Here is a 16832-nt window from a genome sequence, read left to right as displayed (position 1 = left end):
TGCCATGGTGATATGAAATCGGTCAGCCATTGATATTGGATGCTCGACATGCCTCTGGCTGGCGCGGTGGGCAGCGACGTGTCAGGCAAATGTGGCGCCCTCCGGGCGCAATCCTATGTTGTTGTCCTACCCCGGGTTGCGGCGCCCTCCGGGCGCCTCACCCGGGGCTATGCATGGTGCGGCCCTCCGGGCCGAACTTGGCCGATCTGGCGACGTGATCCGTCCGGCCGGGGACGAACCCTAAGAACGGCCGCGATCCCAGGAGTCCCGGTAGTTGGCCAATCAGTCTCAGGCGTCGGGAGTCCTTCCCCACAGTCCAGAAAGTCTCCATGGTCCAATCCATGGGACCATGCCTTATGAGTCGTGAGTCCTCGCCCCAGCGCCGCGCCAATCGGTCCCCACAGTCCCAAGCGTCACCTGAGACCGGCTGTTATCAATGGCTGACCGATTACTTGCCGTGTGATCAATTCGACGGTCGGTCATTGTTCGGTCTTGAAAAGCGCTTATATTGGACGCGTCACTTTTCGCGCCGCGGGCCTGCGTAGGCCACGCCTGAGCGCCCAACCTCATTCCCCTTTTTGAGTACCTGTGTTAAGCTCACTTCATATCTGCAATTTTGCGTTGGTGCAGGAACTTGACTTGGAGTTCGGTCCTGGCTTGAACACCATCACGGGCGAGACTGGCGCCGGCAAATCGCTGATCATTGGCGCGGTGCAGCTGCTTGCTGGCGGCCGGGCGACGCCGGGCAGCATCCGTCGCGGCGCCAAGACCTGCGAGGTTTCCGGGATTATCATGCTTGGGGGCGGCGACGAGCAGTTGCGGCATCAGCTTGAAGAGCATCTGCAGGCGGCAGCGTTGCCGCCATGTGAGGACGGCGAGCTGCTCATCCGGCGGGTGTTGACCGAGAATGGCAGCCGGGCCTACGTGAACGGCGCGGCGGTGACGGCGGGTTTCCTGCGGGAAATCGGCGAGATGCTCATTGATATTCATGGTCCTCACGACAACCAGACCTTGCTGCAGCCGAGTCGCCAGCTGTCCTTGCTGGACACCTACGCCGGCCTGCAGCAGCAGGTCCAGCACTGCCGGCAGCTGCACGAGGCGCTGCTGGCCATCCGGCGGGAGATGGCCGCGCTGCGTGCGGAGGGCATGGCGCCGGAAGACATCGAGTTGCTCGCGCATCAGCTCAAGGAAATTGAGCAGGCCGAGCTGCGTGAAGATGAAGAGGCGGAACTGGTTGAGCGCTATCGCATGGCCACGCATGCGAAACGCCTACTCGAGCTGGTGACGCAATGCCGTGACGGCCTCGCCGAAAACGACGGCTCGGTGGTTGATCAGCTCGGGGGATTCCTGCGCCTGCTGCGGGAGATTGAACAGATTGACGCCGCCCGCGGCGAAGTTTTCGCGGCCGACCTGGGACGAATTTCCGAGAGCATCCAGGAACTCTGCGTGGATTTGGCGGACTACGCCGGCGGCCTCGAGTTGGACGAAGAAGCCTTTCAGCAACTTGAGGAGCGCCTGGATCTGGTGCAGAAGCTCAAACGCAAATATGGCGGGTCGCTCTCGGAAGTGCTGGCCACGGCCGGGCGCATCCGCGAACGGCTCGGGCGCATCCGCGGCCGCAGCGACGCCATCAGAAAACTCCAGGAACGCGAGAAAGAGCAGCAGCAGGCCTTCTTGGTCGCCTGTACGGAACTCAGCGCCGGTCGTCACGCCGCGGCCACCGGTCTTGCCAATGCCATTGAGGACAAGTTGCAGAGCCTTGGTTTTGCCAAGGCGGCCTTCGCCATCCAAGTCTCGGCGGCGCCTGTTGGCGCCAGCGGGGCGGATGCGGTGGAGTACGCCTTCGCACCCAATGTCGGCGAGGACATGCAGCCCCTGAAGGCGATTGCCAGTAGCGGCGAGATGGCCCGCGTTATGCTGGCCATCAAGACCGTCTTGAGTGACGCGGACAAAGTGCCGATTCTGATTTTTGACGAGATTGATGCCAATGTCGGTGGGCGAGTGGCCATACGGGTCGCGGCGGAACTGGCGGCGGTGGGTAGCCGCCATCAAGTCTTCAGTATCACCCATCTGGCGCAAATTGCCGCGGCGGGCCGGCAGCATTACCAGGTCAGCAAGAGCGTCGTCGCTGATCGCACGCTGGTGGCAGTGGCCAGTCTGGACGACGATGGCCGCCTGGCGGAAATTGTGCGCATGCTCGGCGCCGATAGTGGGTCCGCGGCAGCGCAGAGCCACGCCCGCGAACTCCTGCAGCAGGCGGCGCAGACCAGCACCAGCGGAAAATCATGATGAAACGAGATGAAACGATGACCTCTGCGATGACGGCTTGGCTCCGCGTTGGGCGCGGCAGGCAGTGGCGTGCCGCTCTCCTGGCTCTGCTGACTATCGCTGCCGCGCTGGCGCTGCTGTCGTCATGCCAGCAGCGCCAGGAGAGCAATGTTTTGGACAACGCCTATCAAGCGCTGGTCGCCGGCCGGCATGCCGAGGTGCTGACGCTGACCGAGCAACATTTGCGGCAGCGGCCGGACGACATTGACGCGTTGTTGCTGAACAGCTACAGCGTGCAGGTGACGGCCAGCGACCGTGGCGCGCCTTCCAAGGCGATATTCAACCTTGACCGGGCCACGAACCTAGCCCCATCGCGTTACGACGTTTGGTATGTCTATGGCTGGGTGCTCTACGAGAACGCGCGCTATGAGGACGCCATCAAGGCATTGGAGAAGGCCGAGGCGCTGATCATGGACTTGAAGGCCCCCGGGGCCTCTGATCAGGCACTGCTGGCCAGCGCGCGCTTCTTGATCGGTCGTTGCTGCATGCACAGCAATCTGCCCAAAGGCCTGGCTTATCTCCAGGTGCTGCGACTTCAGGAGCCCTACCGACGTTGGCCGGAACTGTACAACACCATGGCGATATTGTCTTTGAAACAAGGTCTGTACAGCAACGCCTTGGGCTGGCTTGGCGAAGGCCTGCGGCTTGATCCCAACAACGTCGGGCTGCTGCGGAATATCGCCGTGGTCTACGACATCTATTTGGCCAATCCGCGCTTGGCACGGGTGTTTTATGTGCGCTGCCTGGGTGCGCTTGGCCAGGACAGCCCGGAAGCCGCCAAGGTCCGTGAGCAAATCCTGCGGCGCCTGCGGCAGCTGCCGCCAGAATCATGACGCCGGATGGCGCGGAAGGCAGAACGCTGGCGGGGGGGCGATGTGACGACGCAAGGCGTGCGGTCCTCTCGCGACTGGCAGCAGTAGATCTTGTGAACATGAGTTGATGAACGGATGATGGAAAGAACATGGCGCATATACCTGAGGAGATCATAGACGAAATTCGCCGGCGCGCCGACATCATTGATGTGATTGGCACGACGGTGTCGCTGCAGAAACGCGGCAATGACTACTGGGCCTGCTGTCCCTTTCACCAAGAGAAGACGCCGTCTTTCAAGGTTGATCAGCAGCGTCAGACCTATTACTGCTTCGGCTGCAAAAAGAGCGGCAACGTTTTTCATTTCGTGCAGGAGAGCATCAACACGGACTTTGTTGGCGCGGTGGAATGGCTGGCGGACCGCTTGGGCATAGTCATCCCCGAACGCGGCGTTGGCAGTGGCGACGCCGCCGCGGCAGCGAAGCGGCGCGAGTGGCGCGATGCCGGGATGCGTCTTTTGGGCGATTGTGCGGAGTGGTTTCGGCAGAATATGGCTACGCCTCAGGCTCGGCAGGCACATGATTACCTGCAGAGTCGCGAGATTGACGCCGATGCCGTGGCGCGCTTCCAGCTCGGCTACAGCCCAGATTCCTGGGACACGCTTTGTCAATGGGCGCAACGCCAGGGTTACAGCCCCGATCTGCTGCTGGCGACCGGCATGGCGGTGCAGAAAGAAGGCCACAAGACGATCTACGACCGTTTTCGCGGCCGCCTGATGTTTCCGATCTGGGACGAGCTCGGGCGGGTGGTCGGTTTCAGCGCCCGCGTGCTCGACCCGGCCATCAAGACCTCCAAATATATCAACAGCCCCGAGTCGGAATTTTTTCAGAAGGGGTCAATTCTCTACGCCTTCAATTTTGCTCGGCAGTCCCTGAAGCAATTTGGCCACGCGCTGGTCTGTGAGGGGCAGCTGGATGTGATCGCCTGCCACCGCGCCGGTTTGACCCACGCGATTGCTGCTCAGGGCACGGCCTTCACGGCAAATCACGCGCGACTGTTGAAGCGTTCCGCCAACGAGGTCGTACTGGCCTTTGACGCCGATACCGCCGGCGAGAAGGCGGCGCAGCGGACCGTGGCGTTGTTGCACGGCGCGGGAATGAGCGTTTCGGTGGTGACGCTGCCACAAGGGGAAGACCCCGACAGCGTTTTTCGCAAAGGTGGCGCGTCCGCCTTGCAGCAGATTATGAGCAACAGCCAGCCGGCGGTGCCTTACTTGTTCCAGCAGAGCAGCGCGCACCATGATCTGGCGCGTCCGGAGGGCCTCAGCGCGGTGGTGAATGACGTCCTGGCGGCAATCAAGCCCATTGAGGACGCGGTGATCCGCACGGCGCACTGCCAGTGGCTTTCCCAGCAGGTGAATCTGCCCGAGCGAGTGCTGTTTGACGCCTTGCAGGCCCTGCGTAGTGAACATCGTGAATTCGCCATGAGCAGCCAAGCGACACCCTGGGCGGCAAAGCCCCCGGCGATGCCGGTTTTTCAGGCGCCGGTGGCCGCCTCGGAGCAGACCCTGCAGGCCTTGCTGGATTTGATTCTGCATCACGAGGCGCCGGCGCGCATGCTGGCTGCTGAACAGGATGTGCACGAGGTCATTCCGGACACGCCGTTGGGGCAGGCACTGATGCGGGTGCTGGCGGCGGTCGACCAGAATGAATGGGATGACGTCGAACATGAACTGGTGCAGTACGACCTAGTGCGTGATCCGTTGGTCGGCGCCGTGCTGGCCCAGTCGCATTTTTCCGGCCACACGACCATTGCTGCGCCCGGTGACGCCGCCGTGGCCGAGAAGCACCGGCAGGCATATGCTGACTGCCTGCAGCGCCTGCGCCTCGAACGCCTTAATGCCCAGATCGAAGCTCGCAAGGCGCAGCTGGCCACGGCCAGCGGTGACGACGCGCGGCGACTGCAGGGCGAACTAATGGAGCTGCTCAGCCAAAAGAGTCAGCTGCGCGGCGGTAAACGCTGAGCCGCCAACCCAAAAACTGACGGCGGCGCCGAATGGTGGACCCGGTGGACCCGGTGGACCCGGTGGACCCGGTGGACCCGGTGGACCCGGTGGACCCGGTGGACCCGGTGGACCCGGTGGACGTTGTGCCCGGTGTGAGAATTTTCACTATCGGGATAGTTTGCAATCTTAGGAATAAGCCATAGAGTAACCATTACTTGCACTCGGGGAAATAAAGAGAGCGGTGCTAGTTTCCATCTTCGGCAGCCCATTGCGGCTGACTGTGTGATGTTTTCTCCAGGAGGAGAAAAGGCTGCTGGTGGCTGTGGCCATACCGGGCCAGTGGGATTTGTCAGGCGTATGGAGTGGTGACGCCCCTTCGTGGCGCGCCGGCTCAATGCAATCAGCGTTCCCCAAAGAAAAGAAAATCCCTTCGTATTATGCTCTACTGAGCGTCGTTCAGGCCGCGTCTTAACATGGTCATGCTAACGCACTCTGCGTTCGTTATTATTCCATGTTGAGTGCCTGCAGAGGCTAGGGTGATAAAGCAGGCAATTAAGCATGATCTGTCTGTCGCCTACTCTGGCGTTGGCATGAACCTAACCTCGTGGTAATCTGTTTGGTCATCGTGTGATATGGCAATTGCCACTCATGTTTCCAGCAGATCAGCTCTGTGGGTGTTTCCTGCCCATGCCTAATGATGAATCATTGAATGACGTTATGCCGTTCGGCGCCGTTTCTGTTAGTGGTGTCGTTGCCGGCAGACAAGGTGGCTTGATGTTGTGCCCCCGTTGCCGAGAGCTCGAAAGAAGAGAGCCCCGAACATGATGTTGGTAGCTGTCACTGGCGGAATAGGCGCTGGCAAGACGACGGTTCTAGAGCAATTTGCGCGTTGCGGGGCTCAAGTGGCCGATGCTGACGCTTTGGTTCATCGCTTGTACGAGCCGGGCAGCGACTTGCACGCGGCCTTGATCGAGCGCTGGGGCGAGCGGGTATTGTCGGCGGCCGGCCAATTATCGCGGCCGGCCATTGCTGAGATCGTGTTTTCGGATCCGGCGGAGTTGCAATGGCTCAACGGTGTGGTCCATCCGCGAGTGCGGCAGCTGATCACGGACATGGCTGCGGTGGCCCGACCGGCCTTGTTCTGCGCCATTCCGTTGCTCTTCGAGAGCGGTTGGGAAAGCGATATGAGTTGTACGGTCGCGGTGTGGTGTGATCCTGTCACTCAGCGGCAACGGCTCAGTCGGCGTGGCTGGGATGAGCGCGAAATGACGCGCCGAATTAGCCAGCAACTGAGCATGGATGAAAAATTGCGCCGCAGCGATTACGGCATTGTCAGCAATTGTTCGTGGGACTTGCTCGCAGAGCAGTGTCAACTGGTGTACCAGCGGGTTTTGGAACGGTCTTGCGCCCAACAGAACGCTTGATACCGGCCCCGCGACTGGCACCCTACGCCCCAGATAAGCTTTTTTTACAGATGTGTATTTGAGATAGTATGATTAACGATCGTTAGAGGAATTAAGACCAATATGGCAAGTGAGAACGAAAATAGCACCCCGAATCCCCAGGCTGAAAATACCGACAAGGCCGCCGCACCGGCTCCGCGCCGCCGAGGCCGGCCCTTGGCTATCCCAGCTGTAAAGCCTGAAAAAAAACCACTGAGCATCGGCGTCGAAGCACGCGAACAAGCAGCGTTGTGGGATGCTGATGCCGGCAACGATGGAGCCGCCCAGCAGACGCGACGGGCACAGCCGGCAGCGCCGCGAAACGCCGGGCAGAATGGCAACAACGCCAACCCGCCCGCGCCCCAGCCGTCCGCGCCACAGCAGCCGGCAGTGCCCCAGCAGTCGGCGCCCCAGCAGCCGGCAGTGCCCCGACAGCCCGCGCCCCAGCAGCCGGCAGTGCCCCAGCAGTCGGCGCCCCAGCAGCCGGCAGTGCCCCGACAGCCCGCGCCCCAGCAGCAGCAAACCCAGGGCCAGCAAGGCCAGCCGCAGCAATCCCAGGGCCAGCAAGGCCAGCAGCAGCAATCCCAAGGCCAGCAGGGTCAGCAGGGTCAGCCGCAGCAGTATCAAGGTCAGCAGGGTCAGCCGCAGCAGTATCAAGGTCAGCAGGGTCAGCCGCAGCAATCCCAGGGGCAGCAGGGTCAGCAGGGCGGGGATGGCGGCAATCGTGATTATCGTCAGAACAAGCAGCAGGGCAACGATTTTCAGCGTCAGCAGTTCAACAAGAACGCCAATCGCAACAACAAGAATCGCAACAACAAGAATCGCAGCAATAACAACAACAAGAATCGCGGCAAGGGCAATTTTGGCCGCGATGCGTTTGTTGATGAGGACATTGACGAGCAGGCTTTGCTGCAGGAGATCCAGGGCAGCACGGATGAGTTGCTGGATTTGAATGTTCTGCAGACGATGGACATGCGTGAGTTGACGCAGCAGGCTCTGGAGTTGAATCTCGAGGGCGTTGGCACGCTGAGCCGTCATGACTTGCTGTTTGAGATATTGCGGGTGAACAACGCCGAGAAGAACGGCATCATGAAGGGCGGTGGCGTCATTGAAGTGATGAGCGACGGCTATGGCTTTTTGCGCAGCCCGAACAGCAGTTATCTGTCTTGTCCCGAAGACATCTACATGAGTCCCTCGCAGATCCGGCGTTTTTCCCTGCGAACGGGTGACACGGTAGTCGGCCTGATCCGTCAGCCGCGGGAAAAAGAGCGTTTTTTTGCGATGCTGAAAGTGCAGACCGTCAATGGCGATGCGCCGGAGCGCAAGAAGGCGATGATGCCTTTTGAGACCCTGATACCATTTTTCCCGACGCAGCGGCTGATGTTGGAGCGCGCGCAGGACGAGTTGTCTACGCGGATTATCGATCTGGTGACGCCGGTGGGCCGTGGTCAGCGCGGCTTGATTGTGGCGGCGCCGCGCACAGGCAAGACGGTGATTTTGCAGAAGATCGCCAACAGCATTACGGCGAACAACAACGACATCGAGCTTATCGTGTTGCTCATCGATGAGCGGCCAGAGGAAGTGACCGACATGAAACGGATGGTCAAGGGCGAAGTGGTCAGTTCCACCTTCGATGAGCCGCCAGACCGGCATGTGCAGGTCGCCGAAATGGTCATTGAAAAAGCCAAGCGGCAGGTCGAGCACGGTCGCCATGTGGTCATCCTGTTGGATTCCATCACGCGTCTGGCGCGAGCCTACAATACCATTGAACCGCACAGCGGCCGCATTCTCTCTGGCGGTGTTGACGCCAATGCCCTGCACAAGCCCAAACGCTTTTTCGGCGCGGCACGTAACATTGAGCATGCGGGCAGTTTGACGATTCTGGCCACGGCGCTGGTCGATACCGGCAGCCGCATGGACGAGGTGATCTTCGAGGAATTCAAGGGCACCGGCAATATGGAATTGCATCTTGACCGGCACTTGGTGGATAAGCGTATCTACCCGGCCATCAACATCGAACAGAGTGGCACGCGCCGCGAAGAGCTGCTGGTGCATCCGGACGAACTGGAGCGCATCTGGGCTTTGCGCCGGGCCTTAAGTGGCATTCCCATCACTGAAGCGATGGAAATGCTGATCAACAAAGTGAAAAAAACCAAGAACAATATCGAATTTCTGTTGTCTTTGCAGTTGACTGAAAAAAGCTAACTGCAAGCCCGACGGCATACTGACGATTTGACTGGACGTGGCCGGTGCACTAAAATAAGGCCGCTCTTGTGGCAGGTTGGACGATTGCGGTTATCTTTTGGCGGTTCCGGGATGGTGTCGTGTCTGCAAGCATGCCCATTCCCGAAGTTTCATTGCATGATATTTCCAATCTGAGTAAGGAGACACCACTATGGCGCGCGAGACAATCAAGTGTCCGCATTGCGAATGTAAAGTACTGGTCAGTGAAGTGGAAAAAGAGGATGGCGCCTGCCCCGAATGCGGCCAGCTGGTCATGTCTTCTAAGCTCTTTGATGACTACGACGACGAAGACGATGATCTGGAGCTGGAAGACCAGGAAGAGCTGGGTTTAGATGACGATGATGATCTTGATGACGATTTTGACGACGATGATGACGACGATTTTGGCGACGACGACGATGATGACGACGATCGTCCACGCGGTCGCCGCTGAGTCTGCCTCGACGACGACTGATTTGTCTTTAGGCAGTATTGTTCAGGTCATTCTGAGGGTGTTCACTTCCGTAACGGGGAGTGGGCACCCTTTTGCATGTTAGTGATGACCAGTTCAGCGCAGCGGACAAGCCGCAGCGGGGTCGCGCGTGTATATTTGAGGCGCTTTGGTGGTGATGGCAGTGATTGGTCAGGTGTGAGAGGAACGGCATTCAGCAGTGGCAAGCCAAGAAGCAAGTATCAGTACCCGGAAATATGACGACAGCAGCATTCGTACGCTGAGCGCGTTGGAGCATATCCAGCAGCGCCCGGGCATGTACATCGGCCGCCTCGGCACCGGCGATCATCCCGACGACGGCATTTACGTGCTGCTCAAGGAAGTCGTGGACAACAGTGTCGACGAATTTACCGTCGGCGCTGGCAAGCGCATTGAAGTGGCCCTGGCTGATGACGGTGGGGTAACCGCACGCGACTACGGGCGGGGCATTCCCCTCGACAGCGTCGTGGCTTGCGTGTCGCAGATCAACACTGGCGGCAAATTCATGACGGGCGCGGATGGCGAGGACCGGGCTTTCGCCTGTTCCATCGGCCTGAACGGTGTCGGCCTCAAGGCGGTGAACGCGCTGTCCAAGAGTTTTGTGGTCATCTCACGGCGGCACGGTCATAGCCGCAAGGCGATATTTGCCGAGGGGGCGTTGCTCAGCGAAGAGCGTGGCAGTACCATGGATCCCGACGGTACCGAGGTCTATTTTCTGCCCTCGGAGCGTTTTTTCCCCGGCTTCCATTTTGAGGCCAAGCACATTCGTCGGCGCATGCAGCATTACGCGTGGCTGAACAGCGGCTTGAGCCTAAGTTTCAATGGCGAGAAATTCTTTTCACGCCGCGGACTGTTGGACCTGCTGGAGGCCAAGCAGGAGAGCGAACCGTTGTATCCGCCGCTGCATTATCGCTCGGATACCCTCGAATTCGCCTTTTCACACACGAGCAGCTTTAACGAGAGCTACTATTCATTTGTCAATGGCCAGTACACGAATGACGGCGGCACGCATCTGTCGGCCTTCAAAGAGGGCATTCTCAAGGCTGTCAACGAGATCACCCAGAAGAGTCTGGATGCGGACGACGTGCGCAATGGCATTATCGGTGCGGTGGCGATTCGCCTGGACAGCCCGATCTTCGAGTCCCAGACCAAGAATAAGCTGGGCAACACGGAAATTCGCGTGGGCATTGTCAACGAGGTGCGCAAGGCCGTCGTGGAAGTGCTGTACAAGAATCCCGAGTTGAAGAGCAAGTTGCTGGAGAAGGTGACGCAGAACGAGACGGTGCGCAAGCAGATCCAGGCAGTTCGGCGCGAGGCCCGCGAGCAGGCGAAAAAGACCAGCCTGAAGATACCCAAGTTGCGCGACTGCAAATTTCACCTCTGCGATGCGCCGGCGCGGCGGAAAGAGGAGGAGAAGATCAAGTGTTCCGAGTCGGTCCTGTTTCTGACCGAAGGCGATTCGGCGGCGGCGAACATGGTCAGTGCTCGTGATCCCGAAACGCAGGCGGTCTTCCCACTGCGCGGCAAGCCCCTGAATTGCTATGGCAAGAAAAAAGAGACGATATACAAGAACGAGGAATTCTATTACATCATGCAGGCGTTGGGGGTGGAAGCGAGCATGGACGACCTCCGCTATGGCCGCGTCGTCATCGCTTCTGACGCGGATGTGGATGGCTTCCACATTCGCAATCTGCTGATAACCTTCTTTTTGACCTACTTCCAGCCCCTGGTGCTCTCCGAGCACCTGTTCATACTGGAGACGCCGCTCTTCCGGGTGCGCAACAAAAAGAAGACCTATTACTGTTTTAACGAGCGCGAGCGCGACGAAGCCATCGCCAAGCTGGGCAAGGGCCATGAAATCACCCGCTTCAAAGGCTTGGGCGAAATATCTCCTAACGAATTCGGCCCCTTCATCGGGCCCGATATGCGGCTGTTGCCCGTCAATGTGGACAATGTGCGCGAGATTGACGGCATGCTCGGGTTCTTCATGGGCGACAATACGCCGAGCCGGCGAGATTATATCATGGAGAACCTCCGCTGAGGCAGCGTTGGCGCAGTCGGGAAAAGCGCCGCCGTGCGCGGCGCTACTGGTGAATGTGAAAGGGCGTTTTGACCCATGGCTCCACGAAAAGGCAAGAAACATAAGGACGAGCTGCAAGCCGCCGGCGAACAGGCCCAAAGCCCGGATGAACGCGGCGATGAGCTCGTGTCGTCGATGTCTGCTGACGACGGTGACGGCGATGATCGCGATGATCGCGATGACGTGCCGGCTCACCTGAGCGAGGCTGACAAAGCTGGCGACAAGGTGCCGGCGGCGGCTGCGGACCATGACGCTGGCGACGATGACGCCGGCGACGAGGACGATGACAGCGGCGATGGCAATGCCGAGGAAGACGATGGCATCCGCGGCTTGATGGCCGACAACTTTATTGAGTACGCATCCTACGTGGTCAAGGATCGTGCCATTCCCGACGTGGACGACGGCCTGAAGCCCGTGCAGCGACGGATTATGTTCTGCCTGCACCGGGTGGATGACGGCCGTTATCACAAAGTGGCGGGGATCATCGGCGACACGATGCATTTTCATCCCCATGGCGACCAGTCCATTGGCGATGCGTTGACGGTGCTGGCCAACAAAGAATACTTCATTGATCGCCAGGGCAACTTTGGTAACATCCTGACTGGCGACGGCGCCGCTGCCGCGCGTTACATCGAATGTCGCTTGACGCCAATGGCGCGCGAAGTGCTGTTCAACCAGGAAATCACCGAGTTTTCGGAGTCCTACGATGGTCGCAGTCTGGAACCGGTGCGCCTGCCCTGCAAAGTGCCGGCGTTGCTGATGCTGGGGTCTGACGGCATTGCCGTGGGCATGATGACGCGCATCTTCCCGCACAATTTCTGCGAACTGCTGGAAGCGCAGATCGCCATCCTGGAAAATCGCCCATTCCAGCTCTATCCGGATTTTCCGCAGGGCGGCATTATGGACGTGAGCGAGTATGACGATGGCGCTGGGCGCATTCGCCTCAGGGCGCGGATTGAGCCCGAAGGCGACAAGAAGGTGATCATCAAAGAAGTGCCGGCGACGACGACCACGGAGTCGCTGATGGCCTCCATCGAGCGTGCGGCAAAGAACAACCGCATCAAGATCGCCGCGATTAACGACTACACGGCGAAAGACGTCGCCATTGAGATTACGCTGCCACGCAATATCTACGCGGAAGATACCATTCGCGAGCTCTACGCCTACACGGACTGCGAAGTCACGGTGAATTCGACCTTACGGGTGATTCGCGAGCAGGTCCCGGTGGAGATGACGGTCAGCGAGGTCTTGCGGCGCAACACCGAAAAGCTCCAGGGCTACCTGAAGCGCGAGCTGGAAATCGAACGGCAAAAGCAGGAAGACCTGTTTCACGAGAAGACTCTCGCACAGATTTTCATCGAGAACCGCATTTACAAACGCATTGAAAAATGCGAGACGCTTGAGCTGGTGATGAAGGAAACGCGCGCGGGTCTGGAGCGCTTCCGGCATCTGCTCCGCCGGGACATCAGCGACGCTGACATTGAGAAGCTGCTGCAGATACCGATCCGGCGCATATCCATGTTCGATATTCGCAAAAACGAGCAGGACCTCGCGTCATTGCTGCAGGACATGGCGGCGACGGAAGAGAATCTGGCACACATGGTTGATTACGCGATTGCGTACATCCGGCGTCTGCTGGACAAATACGGCGCGCAGTTCCCGCGGCGGACGGTCATTACGGGCTTCGCCCCGGTGGACGTGCGCAAAATCGCGCGGCGCGATGTGAAAGTGCACCACGACCGCCTGAATCACTTTCTCGGTACCAATGTCAAGGGCAGCAATAAGGACAGCGCACCACTGGTGTGCACGGAGTTTGACCGTCTGGTCCTGCTGCGCAACGATGGCACCTGCCGCGTTATTTCTGTGCCGGAGAAGGAATACATCGGCCCGACCAAATACGTGATGCTGTGGAACAAGGACCAAGTCTATTCCATCCTCTACCGTGACCGGCAGGAAGGCACCTGGTTCGTCAAGCGCTTCACTCTTGAGCAGTTTACCCTCGGGCGCGAATACCACATCGTGCCACCGAATTGCCTGATCGAAAATCTCTACACCAACAGTGGCGTGGTGCTGTCATTGGAATTGGCGCCCAACAACCGCCGCTCATACCATTCCGTTACTGTCGAATTCGATCAGTACGCGTTGCGCTCACGCGAGGCCAAGGGCTACAAACTCACCCAGTACCCAGTCACCACTATCAATGTCATTAAACGCGGCAGCGCCATTACCCCGCCGCAAAATGACGAGGGCAGTGACGACGAACAGGCGACCGGCGACGAACAGGCGACCGGCGACGAACAGGCGACCGGCGACGAACAGGCGACCGATCCGGCGACGGACGCGCCTACCACGCCGTCGCCAGCCGCCGACACCGTCGCCACCACCACCGCTGAAAAACAGAGCGGGAAAAAATTGCCGCCACCGGTAAAATCGGCCGCAAAACCAATGCCAGCCACCAACGGTGACGCGAAGGACAGCGCCACGCTGGACGGCGATGATCAGGACGGCGAGGCGCAGGGTGATGACGCGGTCGCCGAGGACAACACTACTGATGACGGCACCGACCAGGACGGCGATGCCAAAGATGGCGATGCCAAAGACGGCGCAACGCCCGGAACTCCATCAGGTGCGGGTGCCGTCAGTCCCGATGAATTGGCAGGGCCGGATGCGGACGCGGTCAAAAACGGCGCCGCCAAGGGCATGTCACGCCTACGCAAGCTGATCGACGAGGACACGCCCTTCTTCCTGGAAGATTGAACCGGGTAAAGGCGACGCGGCGCTGTGCTTGCACCGTTCTTTCCGAACGCAGCATTCGCCGGCCTCGACCGCATTCGCCGGCACTCGCCGACCTTGCGTACATTGGCATTTCATTGCCGCGAAGCGGCGCAGGCCCCACGGGGTGTGTCCTACGATAGCCCAGGGCAAGTGCCCGCAGGGCGCGCGTCGCCCCGGATAAAACGCCTACTATGTCCCGTGTTCCTCGGCCCGATCGGTCGTGTCTCCCCATGCCCTATTTGCTTTGTCGCACGCCATATAGGGTGCTTTGGGTTGCGCCGTCAGTCTTCGTCGTCGAGCCAGTGCTGGAGGTGATTGGCGACGAAGGCGTCGTCGTGGAGGTGCGGGTAGGCGTCATGGATGCGGGTGATTTCGTCGGCCTGGCCAGGTGAGAGGGTTTCGTTGGGGTTGAGGCACCAGATGCCTTTGAGGAGGCCTTGGCGGCGCAGGACTTCGTGGATGCCGGGGATGCAGCCGGCGAAGGCGTGGGCGGGGTCGAAGAAAGCGGCGTTGCAGTCGGTGATCTGGGCGGCGCGAGTGAGCAGCTCGGGCGGAATGGCTGCGTTGCTGTCCAGCAAGCGCTGGATTTCCGCGAGGAGTTCGACGGCGCGGCGGGTCCAGCAGCACCAGTGCCCAAGGAGGCCGCCACGGATGCGGAGGCGCCGCCCGGCGATGTTGTAAACCGTGAGCAGATCGACGACGATGTTGTCGTCATTGCCCGTGTAGAGCGTGATGTCACGGCCGGATTCGGCGACGGCGCGGACGACGTCGAGAGTGCAGTAGCGGTTGAACGGCGCGATCTTAATGCCGAGGACATGGTCGATATCGCAGAATTTGCGCCAAAAGTCGTAGGGGAGGACACGGCCACCGACGCTGGGCTGGAGGTAGAAGCCGATGACGGGCAGGACGTCGGCGACGGCGTGGCAATGATCGATGAGGGCCTGGATGTCGTCGTCGCGGAGCGCGGCGAGACTGAGCAGACCCGCGTCGTAGCCGCAGCTGACTGCGAAGCGGGCTTCGGCGAGCGCCTGGTCGCGGCGGCCACAGATGCCGGCGATTTTGAGGATAGGCTGTCCTCGGCGCGCGCAATAGCGGTCGATGAACTGCGCGGTCTGGCTGAGGACGGGCTCGAAGAGACCGATTTCGGGCTTGCGGATTGCGAATTGCGTCGAGTGCACGCCGACGGCAATGCCGCCGACTCCCGCGTCAATGTAATAGCGGCAGAGCGCGCGCTGGTAGCGAGGGAGAAAACGGCGGTTTTCATCTAGGGCGAGGGGCTGGGCCGGGATGACGCAGCCGGCACGGAAACGCTGGAGAACGGCGGGGGCGATGGGCATGGAACCACTCCCATGAAGGTGGATCATAGGAACCACGAATGAAAAAGAAAGAACCACGAATGGACACGAATAATCCTGGGGTGGACTGGCGTCCATCCCAGGGGATGAATTTTAGAAACTGATTGTCAGCCGCGGCTGACGGCTGCGTAAGGGTGATCAAAGAGCCTTGTTTTGGCGTCTTAGTATTTGCCGTCGTTGACCTGGAAGTGGGTGGGTTTGTCCAGCGACGCGCCGCCTTTGCGGAGCCAGTCGGCCTGCCAAGCGATCAAGCGCTCAAGGGGCACCGTCGGCGGGCCGAAGAGGGCGCTCATGCGCGAGGCGTCGGACAGGTAGGCGGCTTCGCCAGAGCGCTGGTGCCGGAAACGCAGGGGCTTGCCCAGGAGCTTGGCGAGGGCGCGTGCGGCGTCCTCAATGGCGATGGTTTCCGAGCCGGTGACATTGATGATGGCCGCCGGTGACGCGGCCAATTCCAGCGCGCGCAGTGCGACATTGTTGGCGTCGCCCTGCCAGATCACGTTGAAATGGCCGACGCTGTTGTCGACTTCATCGCCGGCGAGGATGGCGCGACCGATGTCGTGTAGGACGCCGTAGCGCAGATCAATGGCGTAATTGAGGCGGAAGAGGGTGATCTTGGTGCCGTAGGTCAGCGCTGCGTATTGGAAAATGCGTTCGCGACCGAGGCAGGATTGGGCATATTCGCCCACTGGCGCTGGGGTGACCTGCTCATCGCAGCCGCCTGTTGCCGCCGTGACCAGCGGATAGACGCAACCCGTGGAAAAGGCGACGATGCGCGAGGAGGGGAAATGCCTGGCCACATTGTCGGCGACAACCGTGTTCATCACCCAGGTCAGATCCTCGCGGCCGTCGGTGCCGAATTTTCGCCCGGCCATGAAGATGACATTGGCAACTGGCGGGAGGGCTGCGATGGCGTCGCGGTCGAGCAGATCGCAGGCGATGGTCTCTATGCCGTACGACGCGATCTTGTCGCGCAACGCCGGCTTGCTGAAGCGGGCAACGCCATAGACGCGCTTGTGGACTCCCGCCTGGCGGATGGCGTTCAGCGCACAACGCCCCAGCGAAACGCCGATTTTGCCGGCGATGCCCAGGATGATGATGTCGCCATCCAGGTGCCGCATCAGGTCAACAAGCTCGGGTGACGGCCGCGACAGCAGGTCATCAAGGTGTTCTTCGTCCCGAATGGTGTCGGCTAGTCCAGTCATGGTTGATATGGCTCTGGTAAGTGCGTAGGGAGCGGTGTTTAGGCAGGATGTTACAGGCATGCCGCAGCCGTCCCGGGGTGGGACGGCTGCGGCTGTGGGAGGCGTGCCACAGGAGTGGCGCA

The 16832-nt window shown here is 60.1% G+C and carries 11 protein-coding genes; 8 read left to right on the top strand and 3 right to left on the bottom strand.

Features of this window, described 5'->3' with window-relative positions; translation table 11 throughout:
• The first annotated feature begins 588 nt into the window (after nt 1-588).
• From recN to coaE, 4 genes are all read left to right on the top strand, one after another.
• Nucleotides 589-2289 carry a DNA repair protein RecN gene (gene recN, locus J3R75_RS03900; protein WP_307260033.1) on the top strand — a complete coding sequence of 567 codons (1701 nt, stop codon included), beginning with the start codon at nt 589-591 and terminating at the stop codon, nt 2287-2289.
• On the top strand, nt 2286-3161 hold the full coding sequence (locus tag J3R75_RS03895; protein ID WP_307260032.1) for a tetratricopeptide repeat protein: 876 nt from the start codon (nt 2286-2288) through the stop codon (nt 3159-3161). Before recN ends, J3R75_RS03895 begins: the two co-directional genes overlap by 4 nt.
• Nucleotides 3162-3289: 128 nt before the next feature.
• On the top strand, nt 3290-5161 hold the full coding sequence (gene dnaG, locus J3R75_RS03890) for a DNA primase (RefSeq protein ID WP_307260031.1): 1872 nt from the start codon (nt 3290-3292) through the stop codon (nt 5159-5161).
• An 803-nt stretch (nt 5162-5964) separates the two neighbouring features.
• On the top strand, nt 5965-6567 hold the full coding sequence (gene coaE / locus J3R75_RS03885; RefSeq protein ID WP_307260030.1) for a dephospho-CoA kinase: 603 nt from the start codon (nt 5965-5967) through the stop codon (nt 6565-6567).
• 72 nt (nt 6568-6639) lie between these two features.
• Here the strand turns inward: coaE and J3R75_RS03880 are convergent, their stop codons facing one another.
• Nucleotides 6640-7623, bottom strand: a complete 984-nt coding sequence (locus J3R75_RS03880; RefSeq protein WP_307260029.1) for a hypothetical protein — start codon at nt 7621-7623, stop codon at nt 6640-6642.
• Between J3R75_RS03880 and rho the strand changes: the two genes are divergently transcribed.
• The 4 genes from rho to J3R75_RS03860 all read left to right on the top strand — a co-directional run bounded on the left by rho (nt 7558) and on the right by J3R75_RS03860 (nt 14135).
• Nucleotides 7558-8790: a transcription termination factor Rho gene (rho, locus tag J3R75_RS03875; RefSeq protein WP_370882361.1), complete on the top strand. Its 1233-nt coding sequence runs from the start codon at nt 7558-7560 to the stop codon at nt 8788-8790. The genes J3R75_RS03880 and rho overlap by 66 nt on opposite strands.
• 190 nt (nt 8791-8980) lie before the next feature.
• On the top strand, nt 8981-9262 hold the full coding sequence (locus J3R75_RS03870; RefSeq protein ID WP_307260027.1) for a hypothetical protein: 282 nt from the start codon (nt 8981-8983) through the stop codon (nt 9260-9262).
• 217 nt (nt 9263-9479) lie between these two features.
• On the top strand, nt 9480-11339 hold the full coding sequence (locus tag J3R75_RS03865; RefSeq protein WP_307260026.1) for a toprim domain-containing protein: 1860 nt from the start codon (nt 9480-9482) through the stop codon (nt 11337-11339).
• A gap of 75 nt (nt 11340-11414) precedes the next feature.
• Nucleotides 11415-14135 (top strand): DNA topoisomerase IV subunit A, encoded by a 2721-nt coding sequence (locus J3R75_RS03860; protein WP_307260025.1) that lies wholly within the window; start codon nt 11415-11417, stop codon nt 14133-14135.
• A 299-nt stretch (nt 14136-14434) separates the two neighbouring features.
• Here J3R75_RS03860 and J3R75_RS03855 read toward each other — a convergent pair whose 3' ends face one another.
• On the bottom strand, nt 14435-15490 hold the full coding sequence (locus J3R75_RS03855; RefSeq protein WP_307260024.1) for a dihydrodipicolinate synthase family protein: 1056 nt from the start codon (nt 15488-15490) through the stop codon (nt 14435-14437).
• Between the two features lie 179 nt (nt 15491-15669).
• The gene (locus J3R75_RS03850; RefSeq protein ID WP_307260023.1) at nt 15670-16710 is read right to left on the bottom strand and encodes an NAD-dependent epimerase/dehydratase family protein; all 1041 of its coding nucleotides are present in this window, start codon (nt 16708-16710) and stop codon (nt 15670-15672) included.
• Nucleotides 16711-16832: the final 122 nt, after the last annotated feature.

The sequence above is a fragment of the Oligosphaera ethanolica genome (assembly GCF_030814695.1).
Lineage (GTDB): Bacteria > Verrucomicrobiota > Lentisphaeria > Oligosphaerales > Oligosphaeraceae > Oligosphaera > Oligosphaera ethanolica.
The sequence above is the reverse complement of the archived record's forward strand: the minus strand, read 5'-3'. Positions and strand labels throughout refer to the sequence as shown.